Consider the following 14,865-nt stretch of genomic DNA (forward strand, 5'->3'; position numbering starts at 1 on the left):
CGTGGCGAAGTTGCTGAGCCTTTTGAAGTCCGCCTGGTTCGTCACGCTGATCGGCGTGCTGCTGCTCTCGGTGCTGGTGTGGCTGGGCGGTCCGTACCTCGGAATCGGCGATTCGCAGCCGCTGGCCAGCCCGGTCGCGCGGCTGCTGCTGATCATGGTGATCGTGCTTGCCTGGGGTGCCTGGCTGCAGGTGCAGGCGCTGCGCGCGCGCGGCAAGGCCAACAAGATGTCCGGCGAGCTGGCCGGGCAGGGCGGCCCGACGCCTGCTGGTGGCGGCGACAACCGCGGCGCGGGTGAAGGCGCGCAGCTGCAGGGCCGTTTCCAGGAAGCGGTGGAAATGCTGCGCAAGCGCCGTCGCGGCAACCTGTATGCGCTGCCCTGGTATGTGGTGATCGGCCCGCCGGGCTCGGGCAAGAGCACGTTGCTGCAGAACTCCGGGCTCAATTTCCCGCTGTCCGAACGCTTCGGCAAGGAAGCGCTGCGTGGCGTCGGCGGCACCCGCAACTGCGACTGGTGGTTCACCGACGAGGCGGTCTTCCTGGACACCGCCGGCCGCTACACCACGCAGGATTCGGACCGCTCGGCCGACGCCAGCGCCTGGGGCGAATTCCTCAAGCTGCTGCGTCGCTACCGCAAGCGCCGACCGATCAACGGCGTGATCGTGGCGATGAGCCTGTCCGACCTGATGGTGCTGGATGACGCCGGACGACAGGAACACGCGGGCGCGATCCGCCGCCGCCTGGATGAACTCTCCGAGCACCTGAGGATCGGCGTGCCGGTCTACCTGGTGCTGACCAAGTGCGACCTGGTGGCCGGCTTCGGTGAATTCTTCGACGACATGAACCCGGAGCTGCGCAGCCAGGTCTGGGGGGTGTCCTTCCCCTTGGGCAAGACCATGGAGGGAAGTGCCGCCAAGGCCTTCGCCGACGAATACCGGCTGCTGCTGGACCGGCTCAACACGCGCACGCTGGATCGCCTGCACGCCGAGCGCGACCGCGGTCGGCGTGCAGCGGTGCTGTCGTTCCCGCAGCAGCTGGCAGCGCTGGGCGAGACCGCGCGGCAGTTCGTCGAGGGTGTGTTCGCCGGCCATGCCTATGGCACGCCGCCGCTGCTGCGTGGCGTCTACCTCACCTCCGGTACGCAGGAAGGCACGCCGATCGACCGCATGATGGGCGCGGTCGCGCGCACTTTCGGGCTGGACGCCGCACGGGTGAACCCGCAGGGCGCGCAGCGGCGTACGTTCTTCGTCGAGCGGCTGCTCAAGGAAGTGCTGTTCCGCGAATCCGGTCTGGCCGGCACCAACCCCGCCATCGAGCGGCGCAAGGTCGCCGTGCAACTGGCGTCCTACGCCGGCATGGCGCTGCTGACGGTGCTGTTGTGCTTCGGCTTCGCCACCAGCTATGCGCGCAACCGCGCCTATCTGGGGCAGGTGCAGGATGTGTTGAAGGATTACCCCGCTGGCGTGGACCTGCCGGCCAGCGCCACGCCGAAGGAATACTTCGCCAAGGTGCTCGACCGGCTGGAGGCGTTGTCGGCCGTGCAGCAGACGGCTACCCCGGAAGGCGGCGTGCCGATGTCGATGCGGCTGGGCCTGTACCAGGGCAAGGCGGTCGGCGAGGACCTGCACGCGGCCTACCTGCGCGAGCTCAATGCACTGTTGCTCCCCGGCGTGGGCGCGCAGTTCCGCGGCGGCCTGGCCGCCAGCGCGTCCGATCCCCAGGCGCTGTACTACTACCTCAAGGGCTACCTGATGCTGGGCGAGCCCAAGCATCTGGATGCCGACGAACTGGTAGCCCTGGCCAACCTGGAATGGCGCAAGGTGTTCCCCGACGAACCCGTGCTGCAGCAAGCGCTGGCCAAGCACTTCCAGGCGCTGGTCGAGGAACCCGGCCAGTTGCGCGCCCTGCCGCTGGACGCGGCGCTGGTGGAGCAGGCGCGCACGACGCTGCGCACGGCGGACCTGTCGACGCTGGTCTACGGCAGCATGAAGCTGTCGGCCGAAAGCGCCGGCAAGCCGCTGCAACTGGACAAGGAACTGGGCCTGCTGGGCAACGTGTTCCGCCGCCAGAGCGGCAAGCCGCTGTCCGATCCGCTACCCGCGCTCTACACGCAACCGGTGTTCGCCATCGAGGCAGACAAGGGCGTGGAGGAGGCGGTCAAGCAGTTCGCCTCGGATGACTGGGTGTTCGGCGCCGAACCGATCGATGCGCTGGCGCAGGCACGCCTTTCGCGCCAGGTGCTGGCGCTCTACGAGGCCGACTACATCAAGGCCTGGGATGCCCTGCTGGCCGACCTGCAGCTGCAACCGGCGGCCAGCATCCAGGATGCCAGCACCATCGCCGCCAAGCTGTCGGGCCCGAGCTCGCCGCTCAAGTCGCTGCTCAAGCTGGTGCGCGACAACACCAGCGACATGCTGCGCGCGCCGGCGCCCGACGCCGGCGACAAGGCGCTGGATGCAGCCAAGGATGCGGCCGCCAAGAAGGCCACGCAGAACGCGCTCGGCCGGGCGTTGGCGAAGGTCGGCGGTGGTGCCGGGAGCGCGGAGGACGCGCCGCCCGGCAGCGCCATCAGCGCGCACTTCGACACGCTCAACAAGCTGAGCGAGGGCGCGCCCGGCGCCGCGCCGATCGACCAGACGCTGGCCGCGCTCGACCAGCTGAGCAAGACGCTGCTCACCATGACCGACTTCAGCGACGCGGCCGGTCAACCCAACCCGCAGCTGCTGATGGCGCAGCAGGCGGCCGCGCAGCTGCCGCCGCCGGTATCGGGCTGGGTCGCCTCGCTCACCGGCAAGAGCCAGGCGCTGGTCGCCAGCGGTACCAAGGGCGCGCTCGACGAGCAGTTCCAGCAGGCCGCGGCACAGGATTGCGCGGCCTTCACCCAGGGCCGCTACCCGTTCTCCCCGAGCAGCCGCAACGACATCCCGGTGCAGAACTTCGGCGAGATGTTTGGCTACGGCGGGCGCTACGACGGCTTCTTCAAGCAGACCCTGGCCAAGCTGGTCGACACCAGTGGCCGCAACTGGCAGTGGAAGAGCGGGCCGGGCGCGGTCAGCGGCTCGGCATCGATGCTGGCGCAGATGCAACTGGCCGACAGCATCAAGCAGATGTACTTCCGCAACGGCAGCCCCACGCCCGAAGTCGGTTTCACCCTGCTCGCGCCCGTGCTGGCGCCGGGCATCGGCCACTTCGCCATCGCCATCGACGGGCAGACCTTCGACTACAAGCCCGGCGGCACCACCAGCATGGCGATGAAGTGGCCCGGACCGACCCCGGGGCAGGTCAAGGTCTCCGCGTGGGACACCGCCGGCAACCTGCTCAGCAGCTACGACTACCAGGGCGACTGGGCGTTCTTCCATGCGTTGCAGGCGGCGCAGCTCTCGCGCCAGTCGGATTTGCGCTACCAGGCGCACTTCGACTTCGGCGGCCAGGCCGTGCAGCTGGTGGTGCAGGCCAGCAACCTGAAGAACCCGTTCCTCAACACGCAGGTGCAACGCTTCCGGTGCGGGGGCTAGCCATGTCCGGGCCGACAGGGGGCGGGACGGCAAGCGTGGGTTTCTTCGGCAAGTTGCCGGGGGCGGGGGACTTCGTGCAGCGGCGGCTGCCGTTGGCATTCGTCGAACGCTGGGATCACCACTTCGAACAGGCCGTCTTCGCCAGCCGCGAAGCACTCGGCCAGGATTGGACGGCGGCCTATCGCGCCAGTCCGACCTGGCGATTCGTGCTGTCGCCGCAGGCATGCGGCGAAGGTGCGTGGGCCGGCGTGTTCGGCCCCGCCGACGACCGCGTCGGCCGCAGCTTTCCGATGGTGCTGGCCGCGCCGGTCGCGCCCGCGCAGATCGAGCCGCTGCTGCGCGACGGTACCGGCTGGTTCGATGCGCTGGCGCGCGTCCATGCGCAGGGCCAGCGCGGCGCGCCGGTGGATGCCGAAGGCTTCGACGCCCTGGTGGCGGCGCTGCCCGGCCCCTCGGCCGACGCGCCCGTGCCGGCCGACCCGTCCGAAGGGGTCGACTTCAGCCGCGCGACGCACTGGCGCCTGCCGTTGCCGGAACGTGCCGTCGATACCGATGCGTTGGTCGCGCTGTGGCGACGACTGGTGGGCCACGGTGGTCCCTGGTGCCTGTGGTGGACCGAGGGCGCAGGCCGCGTCCCGGCCGGAGTCCTGGCCACCCGGGGCCTGCCGGCGGCCGACGCCTATGCAGGCTTCCTCGATGCGGCCCGCGCCGGTGTGTGGCAGGCCCCCATGGGCGGCCCCGCGCCGCATGCCGTGCCGGTGGCCTCCGCTATCGCCGAGCCGCCGCCTGCTCCGGCTCCGGTGGTGCGCGATGCCGATGACGACGTGACCGTGCCCGGTTTCGTGCGCCAGGCAGGCGCAACGGCGACGCCGGTGGCAGCACCGGCATTCAACACCGAACTCTCGGTGCAGACCGCGCCCGGCGCGGCCGTCGTGCGCCATCCGGCCTGCGCGCTCACCCTGGTGGCGGCCGATGTGGGCCAGGCCGATCCGCGCCGTCGCGCCGCATCCGCGGTCGCCAGCGTCGGCGCCGAAATGAGTGCCTCGGACGAGGCCGCGCCGGGCACGCATGCGTTGCGTGCCCGCCTGATGGCGCTGCATCCGCTGCTGCGCCATGGCCGCGTCAGCGAAGACGGCGCGGTGGTGGCCGCGCGTGTCGCCGGGCCGCAGGCCGGGCTGCTGCGGGTGGGCGCCGCGGGAGCGTGGCACTGGCGTGGAGGCCGCGTGCGTCCGCTGTTCGCCACCACGCTGGCGCAGCCATCGCTGCCCGGTGGCGGCGAGCTGGACGACCTTCTGTTCGGAGGCAATGACGCGCCGACCGTGCCCGGCCTGGGTGCCGAAGGCATGCCTGGCTGCGAGCAGATCGCCTGCGAACTGATGCCCGGCGACCGCCTGGTGCTGCTGGCCGGCGTGGCGCATACGCAGCTCTCGCAGGCCACGCTGGCGCAGGCGCTTGCCGCCGCCACGCCGCAGGACGCGCAAACGCGCCTGGCCCAGGCGTTGGGCCCGACTCATTCGCGGCCCTGGCCGCTGGCCGTGATCGAGGTGCAGCCATGACCGTGCGTTACCTGTCCGCGGGGCATACCGACACCGGCAAGGTCCGCAAACACAACGAAGACGCGATCCTGGTGCGCGAGGACGTCGGCCTGTGGGTGGTCGCCGACGGCCTGGGCGGCCATTCGGCCGGCGACTACGCCAGCGGGTTGATCGTCGAGCGACTCGGTGCGCTCCCGCGCAACGGCGACGTGTTCGACTTCGTCGAGTCGATCGAAGACACGCTGGCGCAGGTCAACAGCGAACTGCGCCAGGTCGCCGCGACGCGTGGCGTCGACCTGATTGGCTCGACTGTGGTGGTGCTGGTCTACGATCCCGACTTCATGCTGTGCGGCTGGGTCGGCGACAGCCGCGCCTATTGTTTCGAGGATGGGCGTCTGCGGCAGATTACCCGCGACCACGTGCACGGGCTCAAGGAGGAAGTGACCCAGTTCGCCGGTGGGCCCGTGCCCGCGAGGCCGCAACCGGGCGCCGGCGTGCTGACCCGTGCGATCGGCGCCGAGGACCGGCTGTTCGTCGACTGGGTGGTGGCCGGCAACCGCTCGGGCATGCAGTTCGTGCTGTGTTCCGATGGCATCAACAAGGAAATGTCCGACGAGGAGATCGACGCGCAGTGCGCGCGCCCGCAGCCTCCCGGCGATTTGCTGCAGGGGTTGTTCGCCCTGGCCATGGGCCGTGCCGCGCGCGACAACGTATCGGCCGTGGTCGTGCGGTTGCAGGGCTGACGCGACGATCATGGCCACGCCCTCGCTAAGCACGCTCATCGATGCCTACCAGTCGGGTGAGCTGTCGTTGCCGGCGTTGCTGGTCGACGCATTGGCCGAGCGCGGCGCGGTCCCCGCGGACCAGCACGCGGACGAGCTGCGCTGGCTCGCTCGCATGCGCGAGGAGGGCAGCCTCGGTGCGGGCGTGGTGCAACGGGTGAGCGAGCGCCTGGAGGCGTTGCAGCGTGCCGGCGACGAAGTCGCGTCGGTCCTGGCCATGGCCGATGCCGACGAGCCGACCTGCGTCATGCCGTCGACCCGTCCGACATCGACCGGCGCGGCTGCCGACCAGGCGACCGTGGTCAAGCCGGCTACCCGGCCAGAATCCACCCGCACCGGTGCTACCGGCTCGCGCACTGCCGGCGGTACCGGCAGCGTCGACGCTGCCGGCTGGCAGCAGCTGGCCGGTGTGGCCGATGGCGAGCAGGCGACGATCGGCATGTTGCTCAAGGGCCGATTCCTGATCGAGCGGGAGATCGGCCGCGGCGGCATGGGCGTGGTGTTCCTGGCGCGCGACGAGCGCAAGGTGGAGGCCCGCGACCGCGATCCCTACGTCGCGGTGAAAGTGCTGAACGACGAGTTCCGCCGTCATCCCGATTCGCTGATCGCGCTTCAGCGCGAATCGCGCCGCTCGCAGCAACTGGCGCACGACAACATCGTGCGCGTCTACGACTTCGACAAGGACGGCACCATCGTCTTCATGACGATGGAGTACGTCGATGGCTCGGACCTCAAGACGCTGATCCGCGAGAGCGCTTTCCGCGGCTTGCCGCTGGCCAGGGCAAGACCGTTCATCGAGGGCATGGCGCGGGCGCTCAAGCGCGCGCACGACGCCGGCGTGGTGCACTCGGACTTCAAGCCGGGCAACGTGATGGTCACGCGCGAGGGCATGCCGAAGGTGTTCGACTTCGGCATCGCGCGCGCCGGCAAGCAGCCGGGCGAGGTCGCCGAGGACCAGACGGTGTTCGACGCCGGCCGGCTCGGCGCGCTCACGCCGGCCTATGCCAGCCTGGAAATGATCCAGGGCCGGCCGCCGCAGCCCACCGACGACATCTACGCGCTGGGTTGCGTCGCCTTCGAACTGCTCACCGGCAAGCATCCGTTCGACAAGATGAGCGCCGAGGTGGCGATGCGCGAAGGGCGCAAACCGCCGGTGGTGCCCGGGCTGACCCGTCGCCAGTACAAGGCGTTGTGCGACGCCGTGGCCTTCACTGCCGACAAGCGCCTCAAAAGCGCCGATCTGCTCGTCGAGGGCTTGCGCGACATCGGCCTGGGCGAGCGTCTGGGACGGCCGCTGGCGTGGACGGCGGTCGGTGTCCTGCTGCTGGCGGTCGGTGGCTGGGTCGCGATCGGCCAGTGGCGCGCGCGCCAGGTCGCCGAGATTGCGGCGCGATTCCAGCCGGCCGACCCGCAACACTTCAGCGACGAAGCCGAGGCCGCCGCCGCCCTCGATCAATTGGGCGAGGACGGACGCAAACGACTGATGCTCGACCAGGGCGACCAGGTCCAGCAATTCCTGCTCGGACGCGTCGATGCCTACTGGAACCCCGCGCAGGGGCGACGCGATTACGCGGCGGCCGAGCGGGTTTTCGCAGTGCCCGCGCGGCTGCACCTGTTCCTGCCGCGGCTGGATCTCAGGCGCGCCGCCGTGGAGAAAGAGAAGCAGGAGCTGGACCGGCCTGCCGCGGTGAAGGCCGCGCCAGCGCCGCCGCCGCAGGAGCGCACGCCGCCGTCGCCGGTCCCGCAGCCGGAAGCCAGGCCGCCGGTGACCGCGCAGGCCTCGATCCCAGCGAAGACGACGCCCACCGAAAAGCCGCCGGTCTCTGCGCAGCCTCCCGTCGCTTCCACGCGCATGCAGGAAGTCGCCGCGGGCCTGCTGCGCGAGGGCGAGCGCAACTTCTCGCAGCAGAACTACTCCGCCGCCATCGCCAACGCCAAGGCCGCGCTGCAGGTGAATCCAGGCGATGCGGACGCCAGACGCCTGTTGCGCCGCGCCCAGCAGGCGCAGCAGAAGGCCATGAACAGCATCTCGATCAACTGAGGAGGGACTCGCCATGCATGACGGAATCCGCGGTATCAGCCTTCTGGGTGCAGCTTGCGTGCTCGCCCTGGTGAGCGGTTGCGCGCAGATGGGTGGGTTGGGGATGCCCGCCGCCGACACCGCCCGCACGAACGCCAGCGAACCGGTGTCGCCCGAATGCAACCCGGCGGTGGGCGGTGCCATCGGCGCGCTGGCCGGCTCGATGTTCGGCAAGGGCAAGGGCCACCTGGCCGGCGCCGCGATCGGCGCCGGCATTGGCGCGTTCGCCTGCGTCGCCTACAACTACCACGCACGCAAGGTCAGGGACGCGAGTTCGGTCGAAGACCAGTACCGCCACGACCGCGGCGCCCTGCCGGCCAGCAATACCATCAGCGCCTACCAGACCGCGCTGCTGCCTGGCGAGACGGTCCGCTCCGGCAGCAAGGCGGCGATGCAGTCGCGCGTCACGCTGGTGCGCGGCACGCATGACGTGGCGCCGCAACTGAAGGAACAGTTGACCCTGTTCGCGCCCGACGGCCGCCAGCTGACCACCGTGACCAAGGACGCTACCGCCATCGACGGCACCGGCGAGTACGAGACCAATTTCGATTTCAACCTGCCCAAGGGCATCCAGGACGGTCGCTACACGATGCGTTCGGCGCTCTACATGGATGGCCAGCAGGTGCGCACCAACGAAGTCCCCATGCTGGTGGTCAGCTGACCGGATCACCCGCGCACGCCGCCGTAACCGCGCGCCTGTCGCACCGACGAAGAGCTTTGCATGAACACGCTTGCCGAACTGATCGCCGCCTTCCGCAACGGCCACCTGCCGCTCCCCGTGCTGCTCGATGCACTGGGCCGCCGCGGCTCGGTGCCGGAGGATCGCCACCACGACGAACTCGCGCTGGTGCGCCGCCTGCACGACGAGGGCGAACTGGATGCGGAGATCGGCCGCGTGTTGCTGGACCGGCTGATGGCGGCGCAGGTCGTGGCCGAGGACATCCCGGTGACCGACGATGCCACGGTGGTGGCACCGGCCGGGGCGGTCATGGAGGGCGATGCCACGATGGTGGTCCCGGCCCCCGTCGCCCGCGTTGCGTCCGAAGCGATCGGCGACGCGACTGTGGTGATGCCAGCCTCGCGTCCCCCCGCGCCGCCGCCGTCAGTCGACGAAGCGACCGTGGTGATGCCCGCCTCGCGCGGCCAGGCGATCGAGGACGCGCAGTCCACAGGCACCCAGTCCACAGGCACCCATTCCGGCACGCACTCGGGCAACAGCGCCAGCTGGGAGCGCCTGGCCGGTGCCGAGGGCGGCGACCACGCGCACGTCGGCATGCTGCTCAAGGGCCGCTTCCTGCTCGAGCGCGAGATTGGCCGCGGTGGCATGGGCGTGGTGTTCCTCGCCCGCGACGAGCGCAAGGTCGAGGCGCGCGACCGCGATCCCTACGTCGCGGTGAAAGTGCTGAACGACGAATTCCGCCGCCATCCCGATTCGCTGATCGCGCTGCAGCGCGAATCCCGACGCTCGCAGTCGCTGGCGCACGACAACATCGTGCGCGTCTACGACTTCGACAAGGACGGAACCATCGTCTTCATGACGATGGAATACGTCGACGGTTCGGACATGAAGGCGCTGATCCGCGAGCGTGCCTACAACGGCATGCCGCTGGCCAAGGCCCGTCCGCTGATCGAGGGCATGGCCTGGGCGCTCAAGCGGGCGCACGCCGCCGGCGTGGTGCACTCGGACTTCAAGCCCGGCAACGTGATGGTCACGCGCGACGGCGTGCCGAAGGTCTTCGACTTCGGCATCGCGCGCGCCGGCAAGCATATGGGCGAGGCGGTCGGCGAACAGACCGTGTTCGACGCCGGCACGCTGGGCGCGCTCACGCCCGCCTATGCCAGCCTTGAGATGATCCAGGGCGACGAGCCGACGCCGAGCGACGACCTGTACGCGCTGGGTTGCGTGGCGTTCGAGCTGCTCACCGGCAAGCACCCGTTCGACAAGGTGAGTGCCGAGGTGGCGATGCGCGAAGGACGCAAGCCGCCGCTCGTACCGGGGCTCACCCGTCGCCAGTACAAGGCGCTGTGCGATGCGGTGGCGTTCCGCGGGCAGGATCGGCTGCGCACGGCGCAGGACTTCGTCGAAGGCCTGCGCGAGGTCGGCCTGCGCGAGCGCATCGGCCCGTACCTGGCCTGGGGCGCCGGCGCGCTGGTGGTGCTGGTCGCCGGCGGCTGGGGCGGAACGCAGTACCTGCACCAGCGCAAGGTGGCGCAGGTGATCGCCCGTTTCGCACCGGGCGACGCACACCGCTACGCCGACGAAGCCCAGGCCGTGGCCGCGCTGGACACCCTCGGCGAGGAGGAGCGCAAGCGCCTCGTGCTCGACCAGAGCGATCTCATCCAGCGCTTCCTGCTGACCCGCCTGGATGCCTACTGGAATCCCGCGCAGGGCCGTTACGACTACACCCACGCGCAGCAGCTGTTCGCACTGCGCGACCAGCTCAAGCTGTACTCGCCCGAGCTGGACATCCGCCGCAGCGCGATGGACCAGCAGAAGAACGAGCTGCTCAACAGCCTCGACACCCAGCTCGCCCAGCGCATCGAGGCAGGCGCGATCTTCGCCGACCAGCCGGACAACGCCATCGAGACGCTGGAAAAGATCCGCGCCATCGACCCGACCAGCAGCCTGCTCAAGAACGCCGAGCTGGAACTCAAGTACGACATCGCCATCGGCGATGCGATGGCGCAGCACCACGGCGATCGAGCCGCCGCGCACCTGAAGCAGGCGCTGGCGCTGTTCCCCGACTCCGCCCGCCTGCAGCGCCGGAAGGCCCAGCTCGATGCGATGGGCACGGGCGCTGCCGTGGCGACCACTCCGACGGCCGCCGCGGCGACCAGCCTGCCCGAGGCGCGCACCGCCCTGGCCGCGCTGATCGCCCACCCGGAAGCGAGCGCCGACTGGCAGCGCCAGGTCGCCACCGCGGTTGCGCCGCTCAAGGGCGATGCTTCGCCGCAGACCCGTGCGCTGGTCGACCAGCTGGCCACCGCCATCGCCCAGGTTGCCGACCAGCAGACCGATGCACTGCACCTGCCGCAGGACCAGGCGCTGGTCGATTTCGGCCTCACCGTGGCGCCGCAGTCGACCGCGCTCAAGAGCGAGCACGATCGCCTGGCCGCGCTGGACAAGCAACAGCAGGACCGCCTGGCGCAGGAAAGCGCGGCAGCCGAGGTCACCGCACGCATCGAGTCGGTCAAGCGGGCCGCCGCGGCGGGCGATACCGGCAAGGCGCAGGAATCGCTGGCGCGCATCCGCACGCTGGCGCCACAGCATCCGTTCCTCGCCAGCGAAGGCCCGCAGCTGCTGGCCGACGCCTACCTCGGCCAGGCCCGCGAGGCCTTCCGCAAGGGTCGCTACCAGTCCGCCGCCGATGTGCTTACGCGCGCCACCGGCCTGCTCGGCCAGCGCGCCGATCTCGCCAAGGCCAGCGCCCGCTATGGTCTGGCGGCCGATCTGGTGAAGGCGCGTGGCCAGGCCGTTGCCTCGACCGATCTCGATCGCATGCGCAGGCAGTTGGCGCAGGTGAAGCATGCCGATGCCGACGCGCTTGCCGCGCTCGAGGCGGACATGAAGCTGCGCGGCCAGTTGGGTGAAGGTTCGCTGGCGGCCCTGCTGGATTCGCTCAAGCCCGCCACGGGTCCGTCCGCCACCCCGGTCCTGCCGACCGCCGCACCGACGCCGGCCAGCGGCAACACCGCGACACCGGCCACGGACCACGCGCCGGCGGCTGGCCAGCCTATGGCCGCGGCGGGGAAGGGCAGTCCCGCGGTCATCCGTCCGGCCCCGGCGACCGCCACCGCCGGACCCTCATCCGATCCGTGCGCCGCTCCCGACCTGGTCGGCGCGGGCCGCGCCTGTTTCGACACCATCGACGGCAAGCGTGGCCCCGCGCTGGTGGTGGTGCGCGCCGGCGGCAGGACGCTGGCCATGACCCGTTCGGAAATCACCATCAACGAGTACAACCGCTATTGCGCGGCCACCGGCAAGTGCAGCGCCATCACGCTGGAAGACCGCTCCGCGGGCAGCCTGCCGGTCAGCAACATCAGCGTGGCCCAGGCGCGCGCCTACGCGGCGTGGCTGGGGAGCGCCAGCGGCCACGTCTACCGGCTGCCGACCGATGCCGAATGGCTGGCCGCTGCGCGCGCCGGCGGCGGCTGGAAGCAGGCCACGGACAGCAACTGCATCCCGCCTACCGCTGGCGCCGACGACGGTAGCGGGGCACCGATCGCCGCGCGCGGCCGCAGTCCCAACCCGTGGGGCCTGATCAACCTGACCGGCAACGTCTGGGAATGGGTGGATGGGGGCGCTGCGGTGCGTGGCGGTAGTTACACAAGCTACTGGTCCGACTGCACCGTCGACAGCCGTCGCGCCGACGGCGGCGGCGCGCAGAAGGACGTGGGCCTGCGCCTGGTAAGGGAGGTGCCATGAACGAGCGCGAGCAGATCGTCAATCGGGACCTGAGCCTGCTCGACGAGGCCCACTACGGCGGCCGCATCGCGCGCGCCGAGTACCGGGCGCGCCGGCGCAATGTGCTGGCCGCCCTGCGCGACAGCCACGGCATCACTGCCCGGAAAGCCTTGGTGCAGCCGCCGCGCCCCGCGGACGCTCGACTCGAGGAGGACATGTTGCCGGTGCTGCTGGGCGGCGGAGCACGCTCGAGCCGGATGCTGCTGGCCGTGTTTGCCGCCGGTGCTCTGGTGTGCGCCCTGCTGCTCGGCCTGCTCTTTTTTGCTGCCTGAAATGTGAATGCCTGATGAGCAAATCGTGAACGAAATCGGCCTCTGATGGGCGGTTTTGTTGACGCAGTTCGCACTACTGGGTGAGGGCTCGTGTTTGCACGCGGCCCGCCAACGGCCGGGCCTGAAACCCGGCCGTTGGCGCTGATGCGGTCCGCCGGCAACCGGCACCGCGCCAAGGAACCGGTCATCAAGAGGGGAATGTCGTGCGGATTGCTTGCCTCGCAGCAGCGGTGGCCCTTGCCTTGGCGGGCGGGGATGCCTGGGCCCAGGCCTCGCCACCCCCGGCACCGGTCCCCGCGCCGGCGCAGGACATCCTCGTCAGCGGCGTGCCGACCGAGGGGCCGCAGGCGACCCAGGTACAGGCGCTGATCCAGTCCGAATACCAGCAGGCGTTGGCGACCGCAGGTGCTTCCTCGCTCGACGCGGGCCAGCTGCAGGCGGCCGCCGTGCTGATCACCACCCGGCTGCACGCAGCCGGCTATCCCGAGGCCCACGCCTACCTGCCGGGACAGGTCCTCGCGGTGCACCTGGGTGCCGGTGCGACGCCCGCCGCGACCGTGGCGCAAGCCCTGGCAACGCCCACGGCGCCTGCGCCCGAGGCCGCCGCCCCTGCCGCGGCGGTACCGCCGTTGCGCGAGCGCGAAGCGGCCGGGGCACAGGAGCAGACCCTCATCGTGCACGGCTTCCGCGTGCAGGGCGTGGGTGACCATCCGGAGGACGGCATCACCCCGACGACCGTGCAGGCGATGGCCGATGAACAATTCGCCACGCTCACCGGAGGTTCCGGCAAGCCGGTCCAGGCCAACTTCAGCCAGTTGCAGCAGGTGGCCGACCGCATCACCGATCGCTATCGCAAGGCGGGCTACATCGTGGCCACCGCGTTCGTGCCCGCGCAGGACGTAGGCAACGACGGCATCGTGAAGTTGGGCGTACTGGAAGGCACGATCGGCAAGGTCGTGGTCAAGGGCACCTCGCGCTACCGGCCGGGCGTGATCGCCGCGCCGGCCGAGAAGCTCAAGGGCCAGCCGCTGCGCAAGCAGGACATCGACTCGGCGCTTCTCTACGCGCGCGACCTGCCCGGCGTGACGGTGTCCTCCACCTTCCAGCCAGGCGCGAAGACCGGCCAGACCGACCTGGTGATGGTCGCGCACGAGGCCAAGCGCCCGTTCACCTTCACGCTCGGCGGCAACAACTACGGCACGGAACTCACCGGCCGCTATCGCGCGCAGGCTGGCGCGGCGTGGAACAGCCCGCTGGGCATCGGCGACCAGCTCACCGCCAACGTCGACTACGCACTGGACCCGCACAGCAACGTCTACTACGCGCTGGGCTACCGCGCGCCCACCGTGGTGGTGCCCGGCCTGAGCGGCGTGATCGGCGCGACCCGCAGCGAACTGCAGATCAACAGCGGCGCCTTCGCCGACCTCAAGGTCCGCGGACCGACGTCCTCGACGTACGCCGGCGCGGACTGGAAATTCGTCAACACGGACGACGTCGCGGTGCAGACCTCGTTGCGCTACATCCGCGAGAAGTCGCAGCTCGGCGCGCTCGGCGTGAAGCTCTCGGACGAGCGCTTCGACGTGGCCGAACTGGGCTTCGGCCTGCAGCGTACCGACCAGCGCCTGCGTGGCCTGGACGTGGTGCAGGGCAGCCTGCGCAAGTCGGTGCGCGACGATTCGGTCGCGCCGGACCTGGTCAGCCCCGACCACGACAGCAACTTCCTGCTGGCGCGGCTCTCATACACCCGCCTGCAGTTCCTGACCCGCTCGCAGCGGCTCTACTTCAAGCTGGGCGGCCAGTACACGCGCGACGCATTGCCGCCGCTGGAGCAGTTCGTGATCGGCGGCCCGGACAGCGTGCGCGCCTATCCGATCGCCGACGCGCTCACCGACCGCGGCTGGTACGGCTCGCTGGAATACCACATCGACGCGCCCGGCCTGGGCGATCGCGTCTCGCCGTTCTACGACCGGCCCTGGCGCGAGTTGCTGGAAGTGGAAGTGTTCTATGACTTCGGCCGCGGCTACGCCTCGAACCACCGCGACGGCAACAACCCGGTCGAACGGCTCGAGGGCATCGGCGCAGGGCTGATCTTCCGCATCCCGCGCTTCCACCATTTCGAGTTCCGCCTGGACGCCTCGGTACCCACCGGCAGCCGCGACGCCTCGGACAAGAGCGGCTACCACGTGTATTCGCGCTTCGGCTTCACCTTCTGACGGG

Annotated in this window: 7 protein-coding genes and 1 pseudogene; all 8 read left to right on the forward strand. The window is 70.3% G+C overall.

What is annotated here, in order from left to right; genetic code table 11:
* Position 1: 1 nt before the first annotated feature.
* Positions 2 to 3,514: a type VI secretion system membrane subunit TssM gene (gene tssM, locus LQ772_RS05525; RefSeq protein ID WP_231324767.1), complete on the forward strand. Its 3,513-nt coding sequence runs from the start codon at positions 2 to 4 to the stop codon at positions 3,512 to 3,514.
* Positions 3,515 to 3,549: 35 nt separating this feature from the next.
* On the forward strand, positions 3,550 to 5,070 hold the full coding sequence (gene tagF / locus LQ772_RS05530) for a type VI secretion system-associated protein TagF (RefSeq protein ID WP_231324769.1): 1,521 nt from the start codon (positions 3,550 to 3,552) through the stop codon (positions 5,068 to 5,070).
* Entirely contained in the window at positions 5,067 to 5,792 is a 726-nt protein-coding gene (locus tag LQ772_RS05535; protein WP_231324771.1) for a PP2C family protein-serine/threonine phosphatase, read from the forward strand. The genes tagF and LQ772_RS05535 overlap by 4 nt, the downstream gene beginning before the upstream one ends.
* 10 nt (positions 5,793 to 5,802) lie before the next feature.
* Positions 5,803 to 7,500, forward strand: a pseudogene (locus LQ772_RS05540) (serine/threonine-protein kinase); the annotation flags it as partial.
* Between the two features lie 385 nt (positions 7,501 to 7,885).
* Positions 7,886 to 8,572 (forward strand): glycine zipper domain-containing protein, encoded by a 687-nt coding sequence (locus LQ772_RS05545; RefSeq protein WP_231324774.1) that lies wholly within the window; start codon positions 7,886 to 7,888, stop codon positions 8,570 to 8,572.
* 60 nt (positions 8,573 to 8,632) lie between these two features.
* Positions 8,633 to 12,337 (forward strand): bifunctional serine/threonine-protein kinase/formylglycine-generating enzyme family protein, encoded by a 3,705-nt coding sequence (locus tag LQ772_RS05550; protein WP_231324776.1) that lies wholly within the window; start codon positions 8,633 to 8,635, stop codon positions 12,335 to 12,337.
* Positions 12,334 to 12,648 carry a hypothetical protein gene (locus LQ772_RS05555; protein ID WP_231324777.1) on the forward strand — a complete coding sequence of 105 codons (315 nt, stop codon included), beginning with the start codon at positions 12,334 to 12,336 and terminating at the stop codon, positions 12,646 to 12,648. Before LQ772_RS05550 ends, LQ772_RS05555 begins: the two co-directional genes overlap by 4 nt.
* A 521-nt stretch (positions 12,649 to 13,169) precedes the next feature.
* On the forward strand, positions 13,170 to 14,861 hold the full coding sequence (locus LQ772_RS05560; protein WP_425600840.1) for a ShlB/FhaC/HecB family hemolysin secretion/activation protein: 1,692 nt from the start codon (positions 13,170 to 13,172) through the stop codon (positions 14,859 to 14,861).
* Positions 14,862 to 14,865: the final 4 nt, after the last annotated feature.

The organism is Frateuria edaphi (assembly GCF_021117405.1).
Taxonomy (GTDB): domain Bacteria; phylum Pseudomonadota; class Gammaproteobacteria; order Xanthomonadales; family Rhodanobacteraceae; genus Frateuria_A; species Frateuria_A edaphi.